Annotated in this window: 28 protein-coding genes, 4 tRNA genes and 1 pseudogene; 13 read left to right on the top strand and 20 right to left on the bottom strand. The window is 58.6% G+C overall.

Features of this window, described 5'->3' with window-relative positions; translation table 11 throughout:
* Positions 1–35: 35 nt before the first annotated feature.
* From ACZZZU_RS04620 to ACZZZU_RS04590, 7 genes are all read right to left on the bottom strand, one after another.
* Positions 36–1,010 carry a glutathione S-transferase family protein gene (locus ACZZZU_RS04620; RefSeq protein ID WP_463549910.1) on the bottom strand — a complete coding sequence of 325 codons (975 nt, stop codon included), beginning with the start codon at positions 1,008–1,010 and terminating at the stop codon, positions 36–38.
* A gap of 88 nt (positions 1,011–1,098) precedes the next feature.
* Complete coding sequence (locus ACZZZU_RS04615) at positions 1,099–2,097, bottom strand: glycosyl transferase family protein (protein WP_463549909.1); 999 nt, start codon at positions 2,095–2,097, stop codon at positions 1,099–1,101.
* Positions 2,094–2,429 carry a TusE/DsrC/DsvC family sulfur relay protein gene (locus ACZZZU_RS04610; protein ID WP_122498089.1) on the bottom strand — a complete coding sequence of 112 codons (336 nt, stop codon included), beginning with the start codon at positions 2,427–2,429 and terminating at the stop codon, positions 2,094–2,096. Before ACZZZU_RS04610 ends, ACZZZU_RS04615 begins: the two co-directional genes overlap by 4 nt.
* Positions 2,426–2,725: a sulfurtransferase complex subunit TusB gene (tusB, locus tag ACZZZU_RS04605; protein WP_122498091.1), complete on the bottom strand. Its 300-nt coding sequence runs from the start codon at positions 2,723–2,725 to the stop codon at positions 2,426–2,428. Before tusB ends, ACZZZU_RS04610 begins: the two co-directional genes overlap by 4 nt.
* Positions 2,725–3,084 carry a sulfurtransferase complex subunit TusC gene (tusC, locus tag ACZZZU_RS04600; protein WP_463549908.1) on the bottom strand — a complete coding sequence of 120 codons (360 nt, stop codon included), beginning with the start codon at positions 3,082–3,084 and terminating at the stop codon, positions 2,725–2,727. Before tusC ends, tusB begins: the two co-directional genes overlap by 1 nt.
* Before the next feature lies 1 nt (position 3,085).
* A complete protein-coding gene (gene tusD / locus ACZZZU_RS04595; RefSeq protein ID WP_463549907.1) occupies positions 3,086–3,478 on the bottom strand; it encodes a sulfurtransferase complex subunit TusD in 393 nt (130 codons plus the stop codon).
* Positions 3,479–3,579: 101 nt separating this feature from the next.
* Complete coding sequence (locus ACZZZU_RS04590) at positions 3,580–4,248, bottom strand: Bax inhibitor-1/YccA family protein (protein WP_122498097.1); 669 nt, start codon at positions 4,246–4,248, stop codon at positions 3,580–3,582.
* Positions 4,249–4,380: 132 nt separating this feature from the next.
* Here ACZZZU_RS04590 and ACZZZU_RS04585 point away from each other — a divergent pair.
* A tRNA-Ser gene (locus ACZZZU_RS04585) sits at positions 4,381–4,468 on the top strand.
* A gap of 56 nt (positions 4,469–4,524) precedes the next feature.
* Here ACZZZU_RS04585 and ACZZZU_RS04580 read toward each other — a convergent pair.
* Positions 4,525–4,884: a hypothetical protein gene (locus ACZZZU_RS04580; RefSeq protein WP_463549906.1), complete on the bottom strand. Its 360-nt coding sequence runs from the start codon at positions 4,882–4,884 to the stop codon at positions 4,525–4,527.
* 213 nt (positions 4,885–5,097) lie between these two features.
* On the opposite strand from ACZZZU_RS04580, the gene ACZZZU_RS04575 reads away from it, so the two are divergent.
* On the top strand, positions 5,098–6,729 hold the full coding sequence (locus tag ACZZZU_RS04575) for a hybrid sensor histidine kinase/response regulator (protein ID WP_463549905.1): 1,632 nt from the start codon (positions 5,098–5,100) through the stop codon (positions 6,727–6,729).
* A 3-nt stretch (positions 6,730–6,732) separates the two neighbouring features.
* Here ACZZZU_RS04575 and ACZZZU_RS04570 read toward each other — a convergent pair whose 3' ends face one another.
* Positions 6,733–7,386: a LuxR C-terminal-related transcriptional regulator gene (locus ACZZZU_RS04570; protein WP_463549904.1), complete on the bottom strand. Its 654-nt coding sequence runs from the start codon at positions 7,384–7,386 to the stop codon at positions 6,733–6,735.
* A gap of 223 nt (positions 7,387–7,609) precedes the next feature.
* On the opposite strand from ACZZZU_RS04570, the gene gacA reads away from it, so the two are divergent.
* The 6 genes from gacA (at position 7,610) to ACZZZU_RS04540 (ending at position 11,178) form a co-directional block, all read left to right on the top strand.
* Entirely contained in the window at positions 7,610–8,254 is a 645-nt protein-coding gene (gene gacA, locus ACZZZU_RS04565; RefSeq protein WP_122498105.1) for a response regulator transcription factor GacA, read from the top strand.
* Between the two features lies 1 nt (position 8,255).
* Positions 8,256–10,082 (top strand): excinuclease ABC subunit UvrC, encoded by a 1,827-nt coding sequence (gene uvrC / locus ACZZZU_RS04560; protein ID WP_463552102.1) that lies wholly within the window; start codon positions 8,256–8,258, stop codon positions 10,080–10,082.
* A 33-nt stretch (positions 10,083–10,115) separates the two neighbouring features.
* Complete coding sequence (gene pgsA / locus ACZZZU_RS04555; protein WP_463549903.1) at positions 10,116–10,673, top strand: CDP-diacylglycerol--glycerol-3-phosphate 3-phosphatidyltransferase; 558 nt, start codon at positions 10,116–10,118, stop codon at positions 10,671–10,673.
* 65 nt (positions 10,674–10,738) lie between these two features.
* Positions 10,739–10,814, top strand: a tRNA-Gly gene (locus ACZZZU_RS04550).
* A gap of 44 nt (positions 10,815–10,858) precedes the next feature.
* Positions 10,859–10,932 (top strand) — tRNA-Cys (locus tag ACZZZU_RS04545).
* A 160-nt stretch (positions 10,933–11,092) separates the two neighbouring features.
* Positions 11,093–11,178 (top strand) — tRNA-Leu (locus tag ACZZZU_RS04540).
* A gap of 84 nt (positions 11,179–11,262) precedes the next feature.
* Here ACZZZU_RS04540 and ACZZZU_RS04535 read toward each other — a convergent pair.
* A pseudogene (locus ACZZZU_RS04535) lies at positions 11,263–12,296 on the bottom strand (tyrosine-type recombinase/integrase).
* A 1-nt stretch (position 12,297) separates the two neighbouring features.
* Positions 12,298–12,501, bottom strand: coding sequence for a DUF4224 domain-containing protein (locus tag ACZZZU_RS04530; RefSeq protein WP_463549902.1), 204 nt, complete (start codon positions 12,499–12,501; stop codon positions 12,298–12,300).
* Positions 12,502–12,692: 191 nt separating this feature from the next.
* On the opposite strand from ACZZZU_RS04530, the gene ACZZZU_RS04525 reads away from it, so the two are divergent.
* Entirely contained in the window at positions 12,693–13,106 is a 414-nt protein-coding gene (locus ACZZZU_RS04525) for a hypothetical protein (RefSeq protein ID WP_463549901.1), read from the top strand.
* A 60-nt stretch (positions 13,107–13,166) separates the two neighbouring features.
* On the opposite strand, the gene ACZZZU_RS04520 is transcribed toward ACZZZU_RS04525, so the two are convergent.
* Both ACZZZU_RS04520 and ACZZZU_RS04515 read right to left on the bottom strand, forming a co-directional pair.
* Positions 13,167–13,475, bottom strand: coding sequence for a hypothetical protein (locus ACZZZU_RS04520; RefSeq protein ID WP_463549900.1), 309 nt, complete (start codon positions 13,473–13,475; stop codon positions 13,167–13,169).
* Entirely contained in the window at positions 13,472–14,083 is a 612-nt protein-coding gene (locus ACZZZU_RS04515; protein WP_463549899.1) for a hypothetical protein, read from the bottom strand. Before ACZZZU_RS04515 ends, ACZZZU_RS04520 begins: the two co-directional genes overlap by 4 nt.
* Before the next feature lie 50 nt (positions 14,084–14,133).
* Between ACZZZU_RS04515 and ACZZZU_RS04510 the strand changes: the two genes are divergently transcribed.
* Complete coding sequence (locus ACZZZU_RS04510; protein WP_463549898.1) at positions 14,134–14,532, top strand: hypothetical protein; 399 nt, start codon at positions 14,134–14,136, stop codon at positions 14,530–14,532.
* Between the two features lie 807 nt (positions 14,533–15,339).
* Positions 15,340–15,741, top strand: coding sequence for a hypothetical protein (locus ACZZZU_RS04505; protein WP_463549897.1), 402 nt, complete (start codon positions 15,340–15,342; stop codon positions 15,739–15,741).
* A gap of 66 nt (positions 15,742–15,807) precedes the next feature.
* Here ACZZZU_RS04505 and ACZZZU_RS04500 read toward each other — a convergent pair whose 3' ends face one another.
* The 3 genes from ACZZZU_RS04500 to ACZZZU_RS04490 form a co-directional block, all read right to left on the bottom strand.
* Positions 15,808–16,095, bottom strand: a complete 288-nt coding sequence (locus ACZZZU_RS04500) for a hypothetical protein (protein WP_463549896.1) — start codon at positions 16,093–16,095, stop codon at positions 15,808–15,810.
* The gene (locus tag ACZZZU_RS04495; RefSeq protein ID WP_463549895.1) at positions 16,092–16,604 is read right to left on the bottom strand and encodes a phosphoadenosine phosphosulfate reductase domain-containing protein; all 513 of its coding nucleotides are present in this window, start codon (positions 16,602–16,604) and stop codon (positions 16,092–16,094) included. The genes ACZZZU_RS04500 and ACZZZU_RS04495 overlap by 4 nt, the downstream gene beginning before the upstream one ends.
* A gap of 270 nt (positions 16,605–16,874) precedes the next feature.
* On the bottom strand, positions 16,875–17,060 hold the full coding sequence (locus ACZZZU_RS04490) for a phosphoadenosine phosphosulfate reductase domain-containing protein (protein WP_463549894.1): 186 nt from the start codon (positions 17,058–17,060) through the stop codon (positions 16,875–16,877).
* Positions 17,061–17,165: 105 nt separating this feature from the next.
* Here ACZZZU_RS04490 and ACZZZU_RS04485 point away from each other — a divergent pair, with 105 nt between their 5' ends.
* Positions 17,166–17,399: a hypothetical protein gene (locus ACZZZU_RS04485; protein ID WP_463549893.1), complete on the top strand. Its 234-nt coding sequence runs from the start codon at positions 17,166–17,168 to the stop codon at positions 17,397–17,399.
* Here ACZZZU_RS04485 and ACZZZU_RS04480 read toward each other — a convergent pair.
* From ACZZZU_RS04480 to ACZZZU_RS04465, 4 genes are read right to left on the bottom strand one after another with little or no spacing between them, the layout of a single operon-like run.
* Positions 17,376–17,792 (bottom strand): hypothetical protein, encoded by a 417-nt coding sequence (locus ACZZZU_RS04480; protein WP_463549892.1) that lies wholly within the window; start codon positions 17,790–17,792, stop codon positions 17,376–17,378. The two genes, ACZZZU_RS04485 and ACZZZU_RS04480, sit on opposite strands and share 24 nt — an antisense overlap.
* A gap of 26 nt (positions 17,793–17,818) precedes the next feature.
* Positions 17,819–18,340: a hypothetical protein gene (locus ACZZZU_RS04475; RefSeq protein ID WP_463549891.1), complete on the bottom strand. Its 522-nt coding sequence runs from the start codon at positions 18,338–18,340 to the stop codon at positions 17,819–17,821.
* On the bottom strand, positions 18,337–18,561 hold the full coding sequence (locus tag ACZZZU_RS04470) for a hypothetical protein (protein WP_463549890.1): 225 nt from the start codon (positions 18,559–18,561) through the stop codon (positions 18,337–18,339). The genes ACZZZU_RS04475 and ACZZZU_RS04470 overlap by 4 nt, the downstream gene beginning before the upstream one ends.
* Positions 18,548–18,778 (bottom strand): hypothetical protein, encoded by a 231-nt coding sequence (locus tag ACZZZU_RS04465; RefSeq protein WP_463549889.1) that lies wholly within the window; start codon positions 18,776–18,778, stop codon positions 18,548–18,550. The genes ACZZZU_RS04470 and ACZZZU_RS04465 overlap by 14 nt, the downstream gene beginning before the upstream one ends.
* A 129-nt stretch (positions 18,779–18,907) precedes the next feature.
* On the opposite strand from ACZZZU_RS04465, the gene ACZZZU_RS04460 reads away from it, so the two are divergent.
* Entirely contained in the window at positions 18,908–19,438 is a 531-nt protein-coding gene (locus tag ACZZZU_RS04460) for a hypothetical protein (RefSeq protein ID WP_463549888.1), read from the top strand.
* Positions 19,439–19,459 lie beyond the last annotated feature (21 nt).

Below are 19,459 nucleotides of genomic sequence, written 5' to 3'. Positions count from 1 at the left end.
TAAAGCCGCTCCTACAGACAGCGGGTGCAAATGGTCTAGAACCGCTCCCGATCGTGCGCCCGCATGAAATCCTGCTGCGGCCCTTTGGGCACGATGCCCGTTGGGTTGATGGTCAGGTGACTCGCGTAGTAGTGGTGCTTGATGTGCTCGAAATCCACGGTCTGCGCCACGCCCGGCCACTGATACAGCTCGCGCAGCCAGTTAGACAGGTTCGGGTAATCCTCAATGCGCTTGAGGTTGCACTTGAAGTGGCCGTGGTACACCGCGTCGAAGCGAATCAGCGTGGTGAACAGCCGCCAGTCCGCCTCGGTGATTTGCTCGCCGGTCAGGTAGCGTTTCTCGCTCAGCAGCGTTTCCAGTGATTCCAGCGTGGCGAACAGGCCGTCGAAGGCTTCTTCGTAGGCTTGCTGCGTGGTGGCAAAGCCGGCGCGGTAAACGCCGTTATTCACATTGGGATAGATGAGCTCGTTCAGCGCATCAATCTCGCTGCGCAGGGCTTCGGGGTAGAAATCCAGTTCGTTGCCGGTCAGCCCGTTAAAGGCTGAGTTGAACATGCGGATGATTTCCGACGATTCATTGCTGACGATGCGCTTGAGCTTCTTGTCCCACAGCACGGGCACCGTTACGCGGCCGGTGTAGTGGGGGTCATCAGCCACGTAGCGTTGGTACATCAGGCTTAGGTCGTCCAGTGCATCGCCGCTGGAGCCGTGGGTGGTGTCGAAGGTCCAGCCGTTTTCACGCATCAGCCAGCTGACCACGGAAACGTCGATGAGATCTTCCAGGCCTTTCAGCGCGCGGAAAATCAGGGTGCGGTGGGCCCAAGGGCAGGCCAGGGACACGTACAAATGGTAGCGACCGGCTTCGGCTTTAAAGCCACCTTCGCCGCTGGGGCCGGCTTCGCCGGTCGCGGTCACCCAGTTGCGGCGCTGGGCGTTTTCACGCTTGAAGCGGCCGCCGTCCTCGGTGTTGTACCACTGGTCTTGCCATTGGCCGTCGACTAACAAACCCATCATCAAATCCTCAGCTATTTTGCGTTGGAGCTGAGTCTATTCCGATCAGTTCGAACGAATAGCGCAAAAGTCGCCTGGGAATGATCGGCTAAATCGATTTGTTGCGCTTCTGCCAGAAGATTTCGGCTTTAGCGAATGCTTCGTCACGTGGCGTATCCAACCCACGTAGCGCCAACGCCATGGTGGCCATGACGGCTAGCCGGCCGTAATTGTCTTCAACTTCGCCTCGCCAGAAGGCGGCCAAATGTTCCGGATCCAAACGCTCGGGTTTGACGTGGCGCTGGGGCGACAACGGCGGCCATTCTTCATCCCAACTGCTGCCGCCCTCGGTGCCGTAAAGGTGCGAGGTGGCGTCCGGGTTCATCTCGATTTCGCCGCCGTCGCCCTTGATCACGATGGCTTTGTCGCCCAGCAATTGGCTGGCGTCGCGATGCGCGGCCTGATAGCCCGGATGGAAAATACTCTGCAGGCCGCAGCGGGCGTTGAGCGGGTTGAGCACGCGGGCCAGGGAGTGGATGGGCGAGCGCAAGCCGAGGGTGTTGCGCAGGTCGATCATGCGTTGCAGTTGCGGCATCCAGTCTTGCAGCGGGAAGAAGGCGAGGTTGTGCTGAGCCAGGGCCTGTTCGGTCCCTGCCCAGTCGCGGCACAAGGTGATGCCGAGTACGTCGAGCACTTGTTCGCTGTACATGCGGCCGGCCGTGTGAGCGCCGCCACCATGCATCAGGATGCGGACGCCGTTGTTGGCCAGGCATTTGGCGGCGAGCAAGTACCACGGCAAATGGCGCTTTTTGCCGGCGTAGGAAGGCCAGTCGAGGTCAACCTGAATGGCCGGGGCGTTCAGCCGCGCGCGTACGGCCTGGGTAAAGCCGGCCAATTCCTCCGGGCCTTCCTCCTTGTGGCGCATCAGCATCAGAAACGCACCGAGCTGAGTGTCTTCGACCTTGCCGTCGAGGAGCATGCCCATGGCCTCGCGGGCTTCTTCCTGGGTCATGTTGCGCGCGCCGCGCTTGCCCTTGCCGAGAATGCGCACGTAGTGGGCGAACGGGTGCTCGGCGGGGGTTACGAGGGTCAGCGGTTGGGCGGTCATAGGCAATTCGTCGGCTTCGGCAGGCCCGCCAGTTTGGCGGCGAGTTTGGCTGGAGTGCCTTTGAACAGGCGATTGAGGTGCAGGCTGTTGCCCTTGTCGGCGCCCAGCTTCAAGGCGGCAAATTTGATCAGCGGCCGCGTTGCCGGCGACAGCTGAAATTCGGCATAGAAGTCACGTAGCAGATTCAACACTTCCCAGTGCTCGGGGCTCAGGGCGATGTCTTCCTGTGCGGCCAGCGCTTCGGCGGCGGCAGGTGACCAATCATGGTGGTTCGCCAGGTAGCCGTCTTTGTCGAGGGCGATGGCGCAGTCTTCAACGATCAGTTCGTTCATAGCCAGGTGTTGACCTTGGCGAAGGCGGTGCAGCATTCGACGAAGCCGGGGTAGTCGAGCGCTTTTACGCGCGGCGGCAGGGCGAGGTGGCGGGCGTGCAAATCTTCCTCCAGCGCGTAAAGCGAAATGCTCTCGGGCATCAGGCTTAGTGCCTGCCATTGCGCCGTGTCGGGCTGCAACGCGTAGGTGGCATCGCCAGTGAGTAAAACGCCGTCGCCAGGACCGAGCAGACGCAGGCAACTGACCAGGCGGGAGTCGCTGAAGGGCGAGTGGGAGAGCATGTGCAGGGTGGCCATTAGAGCGTGATCACCTGGTCGTGTTGGGCGATTAGAACGGTGAGGGCGCTGTCGTCTAGCGCTTCCACTGCGGGGCTCAACGGCTGGCCGCTCAGGCCGCGCTCGTCGAGGCTGCGGGTGGACGCGTACAGAGCGTCGACGCCAAACAAGGGCAGCGCTTGCAGGTTGGCGGTGAGGTCTTTTTGCTGCACCGCAACGGCCTGCTGAGCGGTTTGCAGCTGGAACACGCCATCGTCGAGAAACAGCAGGCTGATGGGCAAATCGAACGCGCCGCCCGCCAGGGCAATGTCCAACGCTTCACGCGCACCGGGGCCGGACCACGGGGCCTGGCGGCAAATAATCAGCAAAGACTTGGACACTTCACGGCCCTCCGAAGCAGACGAGGCGGTCAGCGAGTTGCGCCGCTTCATGCAACTGGCCCAGGCCGGAAAGCTCCCACGGCTTGGCCAGGCTGGCGGCGCTGCGTTCGTAGCGTTGGGCTTCTTCTTCGTTCAACACGCCGCGGCGCAGAGCGGCGGCGATGCACACCACGCCGTCGAGGGTGTGGGTGGCAATGAAGGTTGACCAGGCGGCAGCGGTGTCCAGCTCGTCCTGCGGGGCGATCGGCGTGCTGGCGGCGCTGTAGACGCCGTCCTGATAAAAGAACACCCGCACAATCTCGTGACCGCCGGCCAGCACCGCTTCGGCGAAACGCAAAGCGCGTCGCGATGAGGGCGCGTGGGGCGCGGAGAACAGGGCGATAGCGAATTTCATGGCGCTGACCGATCAGAAAAAACAGGCGGAATAATACGGCGCTTTGCCAATTTCAGACATAAAAAAGCCCGCCGAAGCGGGCTTTTTCTACGACGCCTGAATCAGTCGTCGCTGCTCATGATGCCGAAAATTTGCAGCAGGCTGATGAACAGGTTGTAGATCGAAATGTACAAGCTGACGGTCGCCATAATGTAATTGCGCTCGCCGCCATGAATGATCTGGCTGGTCTGGAACAGGATGCAGGCCGACGAGAACAGCACGAACGCCGCGCTGATTGCCAACTGCAGACCGCTGATCTGGAAGAACATGCTGACCAGCACCGCGCCGAGCAACACGAAGAAACCAGCGGTGATAAAACCAGCCAGGAAGCTCATGTCCTTACGGGTAGTCAGCACGTAAGCCGACAGGCCGCAGAACACCAGAGCGGTCATGGCGAAGGCCGAGCTGATCAGCTCCGGACCGTTGGCCATACCCAGATAACGGTTAAGGATCGGACCGAGCGTGTAACCCATGAAGCCGGTAAGGGCGAAGGTGGAAACCAGACCCCATGCGGAATCACGCAGTTTTACGGTGAGGAAAAACAGACCGTAGAAGCCGATCAGAACGACGAAAATATTGGGATAGGGAACGCGCATCTGCTGGGCAAAAAACGCAACCACGCCACTGAAGGCGAGGGTGAGGGCCAGCAGCCCGTAGGTGTTGCGCAGTACGCGGCTGACTTCTTGCTGCTCGACCTGCGCGTGGCCGAGTGCGTAATCTTGTTCGTGCATGGCGACACTCCTGAATAGACGGCTTGTTGGGTTCCGTGACCGTAGTCTTGGCGATCATAACAGAGCACTTGTAGCTGCCAACCCGCAGAGTTTGACAGTGTGTTTCCTTCCGGTATGATTCGCCCGCACTTCGGAGGTGTGGCCGAGCGGTTTAAGGCAGCAGTCTTGAAAACTGCCGACTGTAACAGGTCCGTGAGTTCGAATCTCACCGCCTCCGCCATTTGAAAAACGAAAAGCCCCGCTTAATGCGGGGCTTTTTTATGCCAGCGTTTTCTCTTAGCGAGAGGCGCTGGTTGGGGCGCAGCCGGTGCTTGAGCCGCCTGTCAGCGACTCCACGTTGTCGAGCACCTTGTTGCCCTGGTCAACCTTCTGCGCATGCTCGGCGGCCTGTACGCGTTGTGCGTAACCGGCAGAATTGCCGCTCAGGTTTTGCTGGGTTTCCAGCACCGAGTTGGTGATGGCCAATAGGCTGCGGCCGGTTGAAATCAAGTCGGCCGTGGTACTCGGCGCGCACGGGCCGTTCGCCGTTTGTACGTTATTCAGGCCTTGAGTTTGGGTGTTTTGCGGCAAGCAGCCGGCGAGCGTGGCCAGCACGGGCAATACGAACAATGCGCTCAGTGTTCCCTTGATCTTCATCTGCAGTTCCCTCTGGTTTGCCGGGTTATAGGAGACCGGGCCTCGACCGAAATGCCGAAGCGAAGGCGGGAAGTCTATGAGCGCCGTGTAGGCACGAGGAATAGTACGGGTGTACTACGGCGCTCAGCCGCTCAAGCCTGCTAGCGTCTTGTCCTCTGGGGTGCGACCGCTTAGGGTGAGCGCATCTGTTAAGTCGGTTTGCAAGGATTGCTTATGCCTACGCGCGCGCGTCGCCCGTACGACACCGAACGCGCCCAGGCGGCGGTGCGTTTGATCATTACGCCGATCACTGTCAGCTACATGTTTTGGGTGTATTTCCAATCCATCATCGACCGTGAGCTTGCCTGGCTGGTCGCCTGCTTCGGTTTGTTGTTCTTTGCGCTGTCGTTGCTGCTGTGGTGGGACATCTGCCGGCGGCCCGGCGAGCACCCGGTGCGGCGCGCCTTTACGCTGCTCACCGACTTCAGTTGCATTACGCTGACCATGGCGGTGGGCGCCGCCGCCATGCTGCCGGTGTACGGCATTTTGTTATGGGTGACGGTTGGCTACGGCTTGCGCTACGGGCCACGCTATTTATTGGTGGCGACGGCCATGGCGATAGCGTCGCTGGCCATTACCGCCAGCAGCTCGGCGTACTGGCAGGCGCAACCGTTCATGACCATCACGCTGATCATCACCACGCTGATGGTGCCCGGTTATATGTACGCGCTGCTCAAGCGCACGCATGACTCCGCGGAGGCTGAGCGCGCGGCGAACCAGGCCAAGTCGCAATTTCTGGCGCAGGCCAGCCACGATTTACGTCAGCCCATTCACTCGATAAGCCTGTTTACCGCTTGCCTTCGCGATGGCCGGCTAGACGCTGAGCAACAGCGCCTGGTGGACAACGTCGACAAATCGCTGCACAGCGTCTCTCGCCTGTTTCGCACAATTCTTGACATGTACTCGCTGGACAGCGGTCGCGTCACGCCGCACCCCGAAACCCTGGCGCTGCACACCTTGCTGCAGCAACTGGTGCAGCAGAACGCCGAGGCCGCGCGCTGGGCGGGCGTGGCGATCCGCGTTCATTGCCCGCCGACCTACGTTCACGCCGACCCCGGTTTGCTCACCACCATGCTGCAAAACCTGCTCACCAACGCGCTGAAATATGCGCCGGGCCGGCCGTTGCTGATTGGCTGTCGACGGCGCGGTGACCAGCTTTGCATCGAAATGTATGACAAAGGCATCGGCATCGCCGAAGCGCATCTGGGCAGCATTTTCGACGAGTTCTACCGCGTGCGTCAGGCCCGTGGCAAAGACGTGGAGGGCATGGGGCTGGGGCTTGCCATCGTCAAACGCCTGGGCCAACTGATGGGGTTGTCCATCCGCATTCGCTCCACCGTGGGCAGCGGAACCGTAGTGGCGATCGACGGCCTGGAGCCGGTTTCGGTACCCGCCGTCCATAGCCCCGCGGCGCCGCTTCGGCCTGTGGCATCGCCAATGCTCGGCGGCTTGCGCGTGTGCTTGATCGAGGATGACGACAACGTGCTGTTGGCGACCGCCACCTTGCTGCAGAAGTGGGGCTGCAACGTGGACAGTTACACCTCGATTCCGCGCAGCCATAACCCCTACGACCTGGTGATCACCGATTTCGATCTGGATACCGAGGCGTCCGGCGCGGACTGCATCACCTATGTGCGCCAACTTAGCGGGCGCAATATTCCGGCGATCATCGTCACCGGCCACGACGTGCGGCGGGTGCAGGAAGCGGTGAATGATCCGGCCATTCCGGTGCTGCCAAAACCGGTTCATCCGGCAGAGCTGCGGTCGCTGCTGGTGGCGCTGAAACTGGCGGAGCAGGCGTCGTAGCCTTCAGTTAAGCCCGGCTTTTGCCGCGAGTGCAGCGGCGGCGGTGCGCGTCGTCACGTCGAGAATGTGTAGCAGGGAAGACACATGAATGCGCACCGTGAACGGCGAAATAGCCAGCTCCCGCGCAATTTCTTTGTTGGACAGACCGCGAGCCACTAGCACCAACACTTCCCGTTGTCGCGGTGTCAGTTGATCCAGCGCGCTGCCATGTCTGATAAACGCTGGCAGCCCGGCAGGCCCAGTGGCCAAAACGAATTCCCCCGCACGTACCGCCAGCAGCGCTTGGACGATTTCATCCGGTGGCGTGGCTTTGCCGATAAAACCATCGGCGCCAGCGGCCATCACCTCATCGATCAGCCCTCGGTCGTCGACCATCGAGACGATGACGATGGAACTGCGCTTGAAGGACGTGCGCAATGCGCTGATCGCTTGCGGCGACTGCCCGGGAAACAGCAGGTCGAGCAAGAAAATGCTAGGTGCTGGGCCGTCGTGAGCCAGCCGCAGTACATCGGCCATATCGCTGGCTTCTTGCACGGCTGCCTGCGGGAAGACGCGCTGCACGATACGGCTCAGGCCATCGCGAAACACCGGGTGATCGTCGGCGACAATGATGCGTTCAGGTGGCGACAGGGGCGCGGTATTGGCGTTGTCAGTCATACCCGAAGCCTAAAGTCATATTTCGAGCAGCGCCACCTCCGGGCTTCAAGGATGCGCGACGGCGCTAGTTTTGCGTGGCAAACGCGCGCAAGCGTCCAAGATTCTGGCGTTGGCTATTTGACTGATATGCGCCAAGCTAGGCCATGTAAGGAGATTTTGTTAAGGTGTCCGCCTTCCCATAAGACCGCTTCGCCAAGCGGCTTTGACGCGCAAGAGGTGTCGCTTGATTAGGGTGCTAGTGGTCGATGACCACGATCTGGTTCGAACCGGTATTACGCGCATGCTCGACGATATCGACGGCCTTCAGGTTGTCGGTCAGGCCGACTCGGGGGAGGAGTCGCTGAAGAAGGCGCGCGAGGTCAAGCCGGACGTCGTCCTGATGGACATCAAAATGCCAGGCATCGGCGGTCTTGAAGCCACCCGCAAGCTGCTGCGCAGTCACCCCGATATGAAAGTCATCGCCGTCACAGTCTGTGAAGACGACCCGTTTCCGACGCGTTTGCTTCAAGCCGGCGCGGCAGGTTATCTGACCAAGGGCGCGGCGCTGGAAGAGATGGTCCAAGCCATTCGTATGGTGTTTGGCGGGCAGCGTTACATCAGCCCGCAAATTGCCCAGCAGCTGGCGCTGAAATCGTTTCAACCGCAAACCAGTGGTTCGCCGTTCGACCTGTTGTCTGAGCGGGAAATCCAGATCGCGTTAATGATCGCCGGTTGCCAAAAAGTACAAACCATTTCCGACAAGCTCTGCCTCTCACCGAAAACCGTGAACACCTACCGCTATCGCATTTTCGAAAAGCTGGAAATCACCAGTGACGTAGAGCTGGCCTTGTTGGCGGTGCGTCACGGGATGGTCGATGCCACCAGTTGAAATGAGCGAACCGTTTGACGCCAGCGCGTTTCTGGCGACCAGCAGTGGCCGCCCCGGCGTGTATCGAATGTTCGATGCCGAGGCGAAGCTGCTGTATGTGGGCAAAGCCAAGAATCTGAAAAAACGCCTGGCCAGTTACTTCCGCAAAACCGGACTGGCGCCGAAGACCGCTGCCCTGGTGGCCAAGATCGCGCAGATCGAAACCACCATCACCGCCAACGAAACCGAAGCGCTGCTGCTTGAGCAAACCCTGATCAAGCAATGGCGGCCGCCGTACAACATTCTGTTGCGCGACGACAAATCCTATCCCTACGTGTTCTTGTCCGATGGTCCGTTCCCGCGCCTGAGCATTCACCGTGGGGCCAAGAAGCTGAAGGGTCGCTACTTCGGTCCATACCCCAGCGCCGGTGCGATCCGCGAAAGTCTGAGCCTGCTGCAGAAGACTTTTCTGGTCCGCCAGTGCGAAGACAGTTACTTCAAAAACCGCACCCGTCCGTGCTTGCAGTACCAGATCAAGCGTTGCAAAGGCCCGTGCGTGGCCGGCTTGGTGACGGCTGAGGAATACGCCGAAGACGTGCGTCACTCGGTGATGTTCCTAGAAGGGCGCAGTAATGCGCTTACCGACGAGTTGTCTACCGGCATGGAACAGGCAGCGATGAATTTGCAATTCGAGCGGGCGGCCGAATTGCGCGATCAAATCGGCTTGCTGCGCCGAGTTCAGGACCAGCAAAGCATGGAGGGCGGCAATGGCGACGTCGATGTGATTGCCGCGATGGTCAATCCCGGCGGTGCCTGCGTGCATCTGATCAGCGTGCGGGGTGGCCGCGTGTTGGGCAGTAAAAATTTCTACCCGCAGGTCGCGATTGAGGAGGGCGTGGGTGAGGTGCTCGCCGCGTTCCTTGCGCAGTATTACCTCGGCAGCCATGAGCGCGATCTTCCGGCCGAGTTGATCGTCAACACCGACCATGAAGATTTCCCCGTGCTTATCGAAGCGATTCAATCGCTGCGCGGCCGTGAGTTGGCGATCAGCTACAAAGTTCGCGGCACCCGAGCGAAGTGGCAGCAGTTGGCGGTGGCCAACGCCGAGCTGGCGCTGGCTTCGCGCCTCGCTGACCGTCAGCACATCGCCGCCCGCTTCGAAGCCTTGGCGCAGGCGCTGAACATGGATGAAATTCCCCAGCGCATGGAGTGCTTCGACATCAGCCACTCCAGCGGCGAAGCGACCGTGGCTTCGTGCGTGGTGTTTGGGCCGGAGGGGCCGCTGAAGTCCGACTATCGGCGCTACAACATTGAAGGCGTTACCGGCGGCGACGACTACGCGGCGATGCATCAAGCGCTGACGCGGCGTTTCAGCAAGATCAAAGACGGCGAGGGCAAGTTGCCCGATATCCTCTTGGTCGATGGCGGTAAGGGCCAGCTGTCGATGGCGCGCGAGGTCTTGCAGGAGCTGGCTGTGCCGGACCTGATTCTGCTCGGCGTGGCCAAGGGCGTAACGCGCAAACCCGGCCTGGAAACCTTGTACCTGAACGACGCGGCCCACGAATTCACCTTGCCCGGCAACTCGCCGGCGCTGCATTTAATTCAGCAGATCCGCGATGAATCGCACCGCTTCGCCATCACCGGTCACCGCGCCCGTCGCGGCAAGACACGGCGCACGTCGAATCTGGAAGAAGTGCCAGGCGTTGGGCCGAAACGCCGCCGCGAGTTACTCAACCACTTCGGCGGACTGCAGGAATTAAAGCGCGCCAGCAGCGATGAGATCGCCAAAGCGCCTGGAATTAGTAAAAAGCTCGCCGAGTCGATTTATGCGGCCTTGCACAGCGAGTAGAATGCCCGCTCACCTCGCAGCCTAGTTGTGCCGATGAATATCCCCAACCTGCTTACCGTTCTGCGCGTTCTGCTGATTCCGATCTTCCTATTGCTGTTTTATCTACCGTTCTCCTGGAGCTACCTGGCGGCCAGCGCGGTATTTGCAGTTGCAGCGGCGACTGATTGGCTGGACGGTTATCTGGCCCGCAGATGGGAGCAGAGCACCCCGTTTGGCGCTTTTCTCGATCCGGTTGCCGACAAATTGATGGTCGCCGTGGCCTTGGTGGTGCTGGTGGAAGAGCACCACACCATTTGGCTGACGCTGCCGGCAGCGATCATCATCGGGCGCGAAATCGTCATTTCGGCCTTGCGCGAATGGATGGCCGAGCTCGGCGCCCGCGCGCATGTTGCGGTGTCGAACCTGGGCAAATGGAAGACCGCGGCGCAGATGCTGGCCCTGGTTATTCTGCTGGCGAGCCCGCCGTCGGAAACCGTGCGCGTGGTGATTGGCTTTGCTCTGCTGATCGTCGCGGCGGGGCTGACGTTGTGGTCGATGGTGCATTACCTGATCGCCGCCTGGCCGCACCTGAACCCCAACCGGGGAAAATAAAGTTTTTTGAATCAAGGGGTTGACGGGATGTTTGGTTTCTATAGAATGGCGCCCGTCACCAAGACGCGGGAATAGCTCAGTTGGTAGAGCACGACCTTGCCAAGGTCGGGGTCGCGAGTTCGAGTCTCGTTTCCCGCTCCAGTTTGTTGACGTTGACGCCGCAGTTTGCGGCGTCTTCGTTTTGAGGCCGAGTAGCAAAATGGTTATGCCGCGGATTGCAAATCCGCTTACGCCGGTTCGATTCCGACCTCGGCCTCCATTATAGAAAGACCCCGTAGCTCGTTGATCTACGGGGTTTTTTCTTTTTAGGGCTGACCAATTCCTACATGCCTTGAAGCTTGCCTCACGCACGATGGCTGTATATATTCCGCCCTCGTTCTGTGCCGCAGCACCGCCATTGGCCGCTGCCACACACCATCGCCCGGATGGCGAAATTGGTAGACGCAAGGGACTTAAAATCCCTCGTTCTTTGAACGTGCCGGTTCGACCCCGGCTCCGGGCACCACATACAAATCAAGGGCTTACGACCGAACTGGGCGTAGGCCCTTTTTTGCATCTGGTCCGCAATTTTGGAGCCGGTCCGCAATTCCTATTTTGTGGGCGTCGATTTCTCCCCCTTTCGCTCGCGAATGTAAGCCGCGGTCAACACTACGGTGGTGTGTCCGAGCTGCTTCTGCGCCTGCCGAATATCCCCGCTGGATTCCGCTTTGTCTGTTCCTGCCTTGGCCCTCAGGTCACGCATTTGGAACAACCCCTTGTCGATCCCAGCCGCCTTCCTGGCTAAATCAAAACGCCCCCTCAACATGTGATAGGTCATCGCCTGGCCGCTCTCCAGCACCACCAGCCTTGTGCTATGGATCTTGTAACCGGCCTTGCGTTGGCTGATGCGGTCCATCAGTTCCTTCAGCTCCCCAACGATTTCGATCCGCCGCTTGGCGCCGGTCTTGCCCTGGGTAATATGTAAGAAGCCTTCGCGGATGTCGCGGGTGTCCATTTTCAAAGTGTCGGCGACACGCTGGCCCGCCAGGTAGGCGAGGTCCATGGCCTCGCGCAGCGGTTGCCCGGCGTGCTCATAGACCTTGGCGTACAGGTCATCTTCAACGTACACCGAGCGTCCGGCTTCTTTGTGGCCTTTCACGCCCGCGCACGGGTTCGCCAAGTTGGTGTAATCGGTTTCTCTGGCGTAGTTCCAAATCGCGCTGAGCAGCGCCTTCTCGCGGTTTGCTCGACGGGTGCGTCTTTGCCTCGGTAACGTAGGTACTGCTTCACGTTCTGCGGCTGGATGGCGTCTAGCGGCGCTGGCGGGTCGTTGAAGAAGGCCAGCAGCTGTTTCAGCTCCCGCTTGTTGTCCTTCTGGGTGGTTGGGCTCTTGGTCGGAACGACCTCGGCGAAGTATTGGATCGCCACGTAGTCGAAGGTGATGACCTTCTGTACCAGCTGCGTGGCTGTGCGGTCTTTCTCGAACTGGGCGTACTGCATGATGGCCAGACCGTAGTCGCTGCCCAGCGGTATTTCCTTACGAGGAGTGCCGCCCGCGTCGTAGTAGTAATACACCTTGCCGCTGGCTTTCTTGCGCTCCCTCAGCCTGGCTACATCGCCAGGCTTATTCGGCTCTCTGCCCATTTCATCCCGCCAGACGTGGTTTCCATGTCGATTTTTCGGCAACAGCGGGGCCGGTCGCCGTTACAGCGTCGGTGGTGACCGCTGGCCAGCCGTTTCGTTTGATGCTGTGCCGTATGCCGTTTTTCTTCAAGTTCTGGATCTGGCCAGCCTTTGTTCCAGCGCCGGTCAGTTCCCGCACCTGGGCGGGCGTTAGGAATTCAAGCATGAGGGCTCCGGGCCGCCCTGTGGCGGCAGAAGGTTGGATGGAGGAAGGGGGGAAAGGGGACCTGCCAACAGTGCTAAAGGCAGATTGACATCACGTTCGGCGCCCCCCGAAAATCGAAATGGCTTACTAGTTCATAGAAATCTGGAAAGCCTTATCTGCTAGGACTCATAAAAAATAAAATGGAGAGCACCATGAAAAAGCTATTTCTGATTGCGCTGTTTTTGTGTTTCGCGGGAAACGCGATGGCCGACAATCCTGGGAAAGCGGCATCCAATTGCGTTGAAGCCTCAAACGGCGAACTAGATGCCAACAACAAACGCACGGTTACGTTTACGAATGTTTGCGACGAAAAAGTGTTCGTCATTTGGTGCGGCAATCTGGCTTACAGCAATAAACAGTGCGGCGACGGCCCACACGGCGGCTTCTATACCCAGTCCAATAACATTGGCCCCGGCCAATCCGTCGACACCAAAGTTAACAATGGCGGTGGGTATAACTTTGCGGCCTGCTATGGCGGCATTTCCTTTGGTTCGGATGAGTACACAGACGAACCCAATGGCAATTTCACCTGCGTAGCTACTGGGCGCTATAAGAACGGGTCTTAAACCTGTCGTTATTTTCAACGAAGTCTCTGGACGAGTGGTGATGAGCAGTTGGTTTGCTCATCACTCACCTGCCTTAGCGGGAAGGCCGTATTTCGCCTCCGCCTCTTCGCGTGTCATCAGCCCATAAGCGACAACCCGCTCAACGCCCGCCTCAGCCTTACAAACGCTGCAGATGCTCGGCCCGCCGCAGCGCATCCTCACGCCATCAGGTCGAGGTCGAACGTGACCATGGCCGGTGTTTGACTTAACGGCCTCGGCGAACACGAACTGCGCTATTAGCTCGACGCTCATGTCGTGCAACGACTGGACCTTGCCGAGCGCCGCAGCAAGCGAGTGCTCGGTGAAAGTCATTGAAGGGTTTGGGCTCATGCTGCTTTCTCCGGCTGCTTTAGGTCTTCGTGCTCATCAGGGCCCAGGTACTGACGCCAGGGCACTTTCACCCCGTTGACCAGAAAGCCCCACATGCCTTGCCAGGGGCCGGTAATGAAGAGGGTGTAGACGCCCTCGGGCGGCACCTGGTCGATGCGGTGGTACTCGCTGTGGGAAAGAAGAGCGGTAACACCTGCCTTCCGATGCATGGGGATGATTTTCACCGGGTCGTTTTCGAGCCAGTACAGATCCAGTTCCCGAGGGTGGTTGGAGATATCCACCATGGTGGCGGGCACCATTCGCTGCTCGGTGTACCAGCCCCGGAGAATGATCGTCCGGGCATTCCATGGGTGGTCGTGCAGATCCCGGTCGCCGTCGGCGCGCATGATGTGTTGCACGCGAACCGACCATGGCCACCAGCGGTACTTCGCTTTGTGCTCACCGCGGCTGTACGGATTGAACAGCCACCACCGCCATATGTACGTCTCGCTTTCGTCGTGCGAAAGGATGTGGAGGTAGGGAGTGCGCTGGGCGCGGTTGATGATCCGGTTGGCAACTGCCGGGCGTGCCAGCAGCTTGGCGGGCAGGCGCCAGAAGAAGTTAGGCATGGATAGTTCTCACCTGATAGCGTGATGGGAATTTTTTACGGAGATGGATGATGTTTCCAGACTTGGATGCCAAACCTAAAAGCGGGGAGCTTTCAATACATAAAATTTGGCCGAAGATTCTGCTTGCCTTTGTGCTTGTTCTTGTCGCGGTACTGGCGCCAGTGGCCGCATTTAACGGTTTTCTTAAGCCCGCCGAGGAAGCCCTGTCAACATGGTTTATGCGGAGCGGTGCGATCAGCGCGATTTTTGCATTTGCAGCCCAGAATCAAGCTTTTGTTGCGATGGAATTGCTTTCCCCCAGAGGCTTGGGGTCACTCGGAATTAACCGATTGAGGAAGGTGTTAATCCCTCCGCTTAACGCAATAAACCGATTCGTGTTCTGGGTAGCCATTTCGGGCTCAGTGATCTGGGGCTATGGTGACTTAGCTCTTGCCATGTTGAATCGCTAATCGTTTTTCCCGCTTTCATCTTCCTGTCGCCCGACCTAACTGGCGACTAGGCGCCAAAAGAAACTGAGCATCGGAAATACCTCGCCAGGGTGGCGTGACAATGGGTTATGGGGTATGACTCGCGACTGCAAATTGGAGGGTATAAGTGTGGATATCGGTACAGTGGCGAGCGTTGGTTCCTTGGTTTTTGGATTGCTATCTGCGATTTTCTGGGTAGCCTCGGCCGTGGCTAACGCGCCGCCGCCGGCAGCTCTTGTTGGGAAGCCCGATGGTAGCTATTGGAAAGGGAACATCCTGAATGGAGGTGACCTTTATGGAACGCTCAGAGCGCAAGCGAAGTGGAACAGCCGTGCGGCGTTTACGGCCTCGGCAGCTGTGATGTTGCAAATAGTTGCTGGGATTTGCACGAGCGGCAATGTCTGACAGGGATGTGATATGGACCAAAATGAAAAACATTGAGCGGCCATTCGATCAGTAATCGAAGATTGTACCGGGCAGGTAAAATGGTCTGGCCTCAACGCTTTTACTCATTTAGAGCGTGCTAACCAACTCGCCTACCCCACAATTGCTGCTTTCTGCGCCATATGCGCGGAAGAGGAAGCCGCCGCCGCCCTTATTCATTCCCTTAGGAATTTAAAATATCCAGGCGCCAAACAAATTCAATTTCTCTCCCATCCACACAAGCAAGCGGTTTTCGTCTTTATCCATACAATTATAGATTGGTTTAAAGTCTTTTCCCGCCCCGAATGGCCGTTTCAGTCTCCTATCTTCTATGTTGCACCTGAGGGCTATCGGAAAGCAGTGTGGATGGACTTAGTATTTAAAGGATCAACCCATAAGGGCACTCCTATCCCTCCGTTAAACGGGCAGATTAGCGGGGAAGTGCCGCTGACGGAACAACTCCGGGAACACATGCTTAAGTTTATGGGGAACGATGGTGTGGACGAGGTGCGGAAGAAGATTGAGAGCACCGCAAGCTATCGAAACAAGATGTTGTATGCAGCTTCGAACGGTCTCCCGCAAGGCCCTGTGTTGATTAAAGAGTTCATCAACCTACATACCGCCAAAGTTAGCGCCTTATTGATTGCTGTTGGTCTCATTGACCCATGGAAGAAACATCCTAAGTCACCCATGGTTATTACCTCAATCGAGCTGCTTCTGGCGTTCATGGATCGGACTACGTCCACTCCGCACCCCGATAAACTTTAACCTTTCAATCTTTCTATTCCGAGAAGCTTTCCGAGTTGGTGATCCATACTGTTCGGCTTGGAAACATCACGAGAGCTGACCGCTGAAAGGTGGCGCGCAACAACTCTCCAGCGATGGCCTCGGCTCGCTCTTCGATGTCGACGCTGAGCTTTGGGAACCGTGGGTAGTGATCAGCCCTACCACATAGCCGGCTTCCTCGCCGCCGGTGTAGACGAAGGTGGTGGGTTCGATGGTTACGCACAGCCCTTCCTGCATGCATTCCTGTCGAAGCACTTGCTTGGCGACTTCAATGGGGCTGGACAAGTAGAGCTTTGCCCAGAACGTGGGCGCTTCGGTGTAGTTAATTCTGGTCACTCGCAAAGTCCATAGATAGACCTGCACAGTTCAACTTCGTTATCCATCCGAATCAGGTCGTACTGCCGGCCGCCGCGTGATGTTTTAGCCCATTCGACCCGGGCGTGGACACCATGGGTGATCGTGCCCGCATCTGCTGCCGAGGTGGCGCCGAGGTCAGAGGCTGGGAAGAAGGTGGCGACTGTGGTTTTGCTGACCCTCGATATGAGCTGCTCCCATTCGGCTAGCCGCCTCAGCTCTTCGGGAAAGCGCTTGCTGATTTCCAGCAGTTCGTCCTTGCCTGCGTTGATGCAGGGCATACAACCGACGCGGCGCATCCCCATCTCGTAGAGAGGGTTGGCCTTGAGCCCATGCTTGCGATGCATGGCGAAGCACTCTTCGGCCTTCCACGGAAGAATCGGGCGGTAGTTCCAAAGCTCCGCCCCGTTGGCGTGCGTCATCACGTGTTCGGTAGCGGGCAGGGGTGCCCGCTTTGCACCCTCGTCAGCGCGTACGCCTTGCCACGTCATCCCCGCCATCAAGCAGCCAAATGTGCACTTGCTTGGTCAACTGATCGCGCTTCAGCTCTTTGCTGCAGAACGCGACTTTGGTAGATGGAAAGCGTCCGTGAACCATGCACATGTCCAGGAACGGGTTTCCGGTTGAATGCAGAAGTTCAAGCGCCTATTCGGCAATCTCAACCGTCCATTCGTAGCGACCCTGGTTCTTGTGAGTGCCCGCAATCACGTTGCGCATCATCTGCCGGCGCCCTTCGATCTGCTTGGTAAGTCGGCGCGGATTCAGCGGATCGGCACACCGGTGGCGCGCTCGATGTAAAGGACATATTCGTATGTGAACGGGTGCTCGTTACCGGTGTCGGCGAACACTGCTTGCAGGTCAGGCGTTTCCCGCTCGACCGCCAGCAACAGCATCGCGGTGCTGTCCTTCCCGCCGCTGTAGCTGATGACGTTGTGTTCGACTGACATGGTTTTCTCCAGGCAAAGCGCCGCCGTGCCGGGGCAGGTGGCAATCAAAATGGGAATGGGGTATTTGTTGGCCGCCGGCAATGGGCCGGAACAAGGAGGTTTTAAATGCGGTGTTACATCTGCCCAGGGCAAGCTGATCGCTTGTCCACCACGCGTGATGCGGAAAATTTCGATTGCCCGACTTGTGGCAAATACAGCATCACCGGTTCTGCGCTGGCGGAGATCAGGCAAAACATTTACGTGTTCGACCAGGCCAATACCTGGGCATGGCTCGAATCTGAGCGGTCAAAAGGCGTTGAACGGCCGATGATTGGGTCAGACCTCGGCCTCTACTCTTAAATTGATCATTGAGCCGTCTGGCGCGAAATTCTCGTCGCCTGGATTGTTGGTAAGCTCTGCCATGCTCAGAAACTCGAACTCGCGCGACACCTTTTCAGATACAGCGAAAGGTGTCGTGACGCCTCGCAACAGCCAGGCGGCAACCGCGTCGTCAGCATCCAGCACATTTCGCAACAGGTTTTGGTAGACCTCTTGGCTGTTGTTGAAACCAGGCTTCTTCATCAGGCGCTTCAGTTTGCTCTTGAAGCCGCCGGCAACCTCCACCGCCACAACCTCGACGCCCAGCGCGTCGTCCTTCTGCTTCTTCTTTTCCCGCTTGCGCCGCTGCTTCAAAGCCTCGGCCGATCGCTGGTCATGGTTATCTATTCCGCTTGGCGGCAGGATGATATGCATCCGCCGCCGGTGGTGTGGTGCGCGCTTCATTTGCGCGGATGCTGCTTTGCAGGAAAGTCGATGTCGTATTCCTTCAGCAATCGGAGGAAGCGTTCGTAGGCGATTCCGAGGGCCTTCATCATTTGGTTGCGCGTGAGCCCCAAGCCCATGCTCGCCTTGATGCGCTCGACATCCGCCGCATCGTGGGTGCGGTCGATGTAGAAGTCGCGCGGCTGGAACTTGAACCCGCCAGCTGCCGCCATCCGCCGCAACGCATCTCTGCTGATGCCTAGGGCTTTGGATGCGGTGACGAGATTCATCGTTTGCGCCGCCACCCGAGCCTTTTCGATTTGCTCCTTGCGCCGATCCGTCGCAACCCGAGTCGCGGCGATGCGCTCTGTGGGCGGCCGGATCACCTGGGCATGGTTGTTGAAGCTCGTCGGCATTGGTGCGTCTATCCGGGTTGGCACGTCCTGCACTTCGCCGCCGCCGGTAAGGTACCGGGCTACGGCATCCGCCAACTGTGCAGAGGCCTCGCCTTTAATCTGGATGGCTGTCTGGTCGATCATGCCCGGAGCTCCCCGCGCTCCATCTGGTCAGCCAGGGTGCGTGCTTCGCTGTAGGTTTTGAAGGTGTCGATCACGCGGCCGGTTTCGAGGTCGCGCACTTCGTAGACGCCGCCTTGGGCGTACACCTGGGCAGGCCTTGCCGGGAGCTGGCGCTTTTGTGCGTTGCGCCGGCGGGCGTTCAGCAGGCTGTTGAGGTCGGCGATGCGATCAAACAGATTCATAGGTTGTGCTCGCTTGGATGGGTGAGGGGAAGCGTTTGAGCAAAACGCGGTGGCCGGCCAACTGAACCACCTGGTTGACGCCGATGGCGCCCCAGGCAGGGGAAGTGCAGGCGATCCAGCCCCAGTCGATGTAGCCTGAAAGCTTTGCTGCCACCAGAAACAGCGTGGCGATGGTGTAGAGGCTGAGGAACCATCCGCAGTCGTCGTGCTTGTCCATGGTGGTGCTCCGGATTGCGTGCATAGGTCGCCACCCTGTCCGGAAGAGTCCTCCGCAAGGTCCAACCGGTAAGGTGGCGGCGTATGTAGGCGATGGGTAAGCTGGCGGGAAAATCAGAAGGAGCGGCAGATGAAACGGATTTTGACCCTTGGCGCGGCATTGCTACCCATCGCGGCTTTTCTGGCTGGATGTGTAGCTGGTCAAAAGGGGGCGGCGGATTTTTCAGGTGTCGAGGATCCCGCAGAATTATCAGCCGCGGTAGATCGATATGTTGCCGCATTCGATGCGGATCCTCAGCTCACCGAGGACAGGTATACCTATATGGTTTTGGTTGCTCACGGTTGCCTCTCGCAGAACGACCTAGACCCCGAGAAATATTGGACGGCGAATGATTTCCCAGAGCGTGAAGCCGTCCAGAGCTGCGCTAATCATCAGGCGGAGGTCATAGCTGGGGATGTCCTAACGATTGAATCCGTGGGTAAGAAAACTTCCTCCGAATATGGCAAAGCGCTTGTTGATCGTTCGCTGAATTTTGCGATGAGTTACAGCGATAAGGCCAAGGCCTACGACTCCACCGCGCTTTTAGCTTGGGCACGGCTGCAGGGGAAAATAGCGCGCTACGAAAATGAGAACCGCGACCCGTCGGCCGTGCCTCGGTAGCGGCAACCCTTCCAATTGGAG

This window comes from Pseudomonas sp. AC136 (assembly GCF_979258585.1).
Note: the sequence above shows the minus strand (reverse complement) of the source record. Positions and strands in the feature narration are given on the sequence as shown.

Excerpts from the sequence above, each read along its gene's own strand:
- ACZZZU_RS04620 (WP_463549910.1), bottom strand. The coding sequence starts at position 1,010 with ATGGGTTTGTTAGTCGACGGCCAATGGCAAGACCAGTGGTACAACACC.
- ACZZZU_RS04615 (WP_463549909.1), bottom strand. The coding sequence starts at position 2,097 with ATGACCGCCCAACCGCTGACCCTCGTAACCCCCGCCGAGCACCCGTTC.
- ACZZZU_RS04610 (WP_122498089.1), bottom strand. The coding sequence starts at position 2,429 with ATGAACGAACTGATCGTTGAAGACTGCGCCATCGCCCTCGACAAAGAC.
- tusB (WP_122498091.1), bottom strand. The coding sequence starts at position 2,725 with ATGGCCACCCTGCACATGCTCTCCCACTCGCCCTTCAGCGACTCCCGC.
- tusD (WP_463549907.1), bottom strand. The coding sequence starts at position 3,478 with ATGAAATTCGCTATCGCCCTGTTCTCCGCGCCCCACGCGCCCTCATCG.
- ACZZZU_RS04590 (WP_122498097.1), bottom strand. The coding sequence starts at position 4,248 with ATGCACGAACAAGATTACGCACTCGGCCACGCGCAGGTCGAGCAGCAA.
- ACZZZU_RS04580 (WP_463549906.1), bottom strand. The coding sequence starts at position 4,884 with ATGAAGATCAAGGGAACACTGAGCGCATTGTTCGTATTGCCCGTGCTG.
- ACZZZU_RS04575 (WP_463549905.1), top strand. The coding sequence starts at position 5,098 with ATGCCTACGCGCGCGCGTCGCCCGTACGACACCGAACGCGCCCAGGCG.
- ACZZZU_RS04570 (WP_463549904.1), bottom strand. The coding sequence starts at position 7,386 with ATGACTGACAACGCCAATACCGCGCCCCTGTCGCCACCTGAACGCATC.
- uvrC (WP_463552102.1), top strand. The coding sequence starts at position 8,256 with ATGAGCGAACCGTTTGACGCCAGCGCGTTTCTGGCGACCAGCAGTGGC.
- pgsA (WP_463549903.1), top strand. The coding sequence starts at position 10,116 with ATGAATATCCCCAACCTGCTTACCGTTCTGCGCGTTCTGCTGATTCCG.
- ACZZZU_RS04530 (WP_463549902.1), bottom strand. The coding sequence starts at position 12,501 with ATGCTTGAATTCCTAACGCCCGCCCAGGTGCGGGAACTGACCGGCGCT.
- ACZZZU_RS04525 (WP_463549901.1), top strand. The coding sequence starts at position 12,693 with ATGAAAAAGCTATTTCTGATTGCGCTGTTTTTGTGTTTCGCGGGAAAC.
- ACZZZU_RS04520 (WP_463549900.1), bottom strand. The coding sequence starts at position 13,475 with ATGAGCCCAAACCCTTCAATGACTTTCACCGAGCACTCGCTTGCTGCG.
- ACZZZU_RS04515 (WP_463549899.1), bottom strand. The coding sequence starts at position 14,083 with ATGCCTAACTTCTTCTGGCGCCTGCCCGCCAAGCTGCTGGCACGCCCG.
- ACZZZU_RS04510 (WP_463549898.1), top strand. The coding sequence starts at position 14,134 with ATGTTTCCAGACTTGGATGCCAAACCTAAAAGCGGGGAGCTTTCAATA.
- ACZZZU_RS04505 (WP_463549897.1), top strand. The coding sequence starts at position 15,340 with ATGGACTTAGTATTTAAAGGATCAACCCATAAGGGCACTCCTATCCCT.
- ACZZZU_RS04495 (WP_463549895.1), bottom strand. The coding sequence starts at position 16,604 with ATGACGTGGCAAGGCGTACGCGCTGACGAGGGTGCAAAGCGGGCACCC.
- ACZZZU_RS04490 (WP_463549894.1), bottom strand. The coding sequence starts at position 17,060 with ATGTCAGTCGAACACAACGTCATCAGCTACAGCGGCGGGAAGGACAGC.
- ACZZZU_RS04485 (WP_463549893.1), top strand. The coding sequence starts at position 17,166 with ATGCGGTGTTACATCTGCCCAGGGCAAGCTGATCGCTTGTCCACCACG.
- ACZZZU_RS04480 (WP_463549892.1), bottom strand. The coding sequence starts at position 17,792 with ATGCATATCATCCTGCCGCCAAGCGGAATAGATAACCATGACCAGCGA.
- ACZZZU_RS04475 (WP_463549891.1), bottom strand. The coding sequence starts at position 18,340 with ATGATCGACCAGACAGCCATCCAGATTAAAGGCGAGGCCTCTGCACAG.
- ACZZZU_RS04470 (WP_463549890.1), bottom strand. The coding sequence starts at position 18,561 with ATGAATCTGTTTGATCGCATCGCCGACCTCAACAGCCTGCTGAACGCC.
- ACZZZU_RS04465 (WP_463549889.1), bottom strand. The coding sequence starts at position 18,778 with ATGGACAAGCACGACGACTGCGGATGGTTCCTCAGCCTCTACACCATC.
- ACZZZU_RS04460 (WP_463549888.1), top strand. The coding sequence starts at position 18,908 with ATGAAACGGATTTTGACCCTTGGCGCGGCATTGCTACCCATCGCGGCT.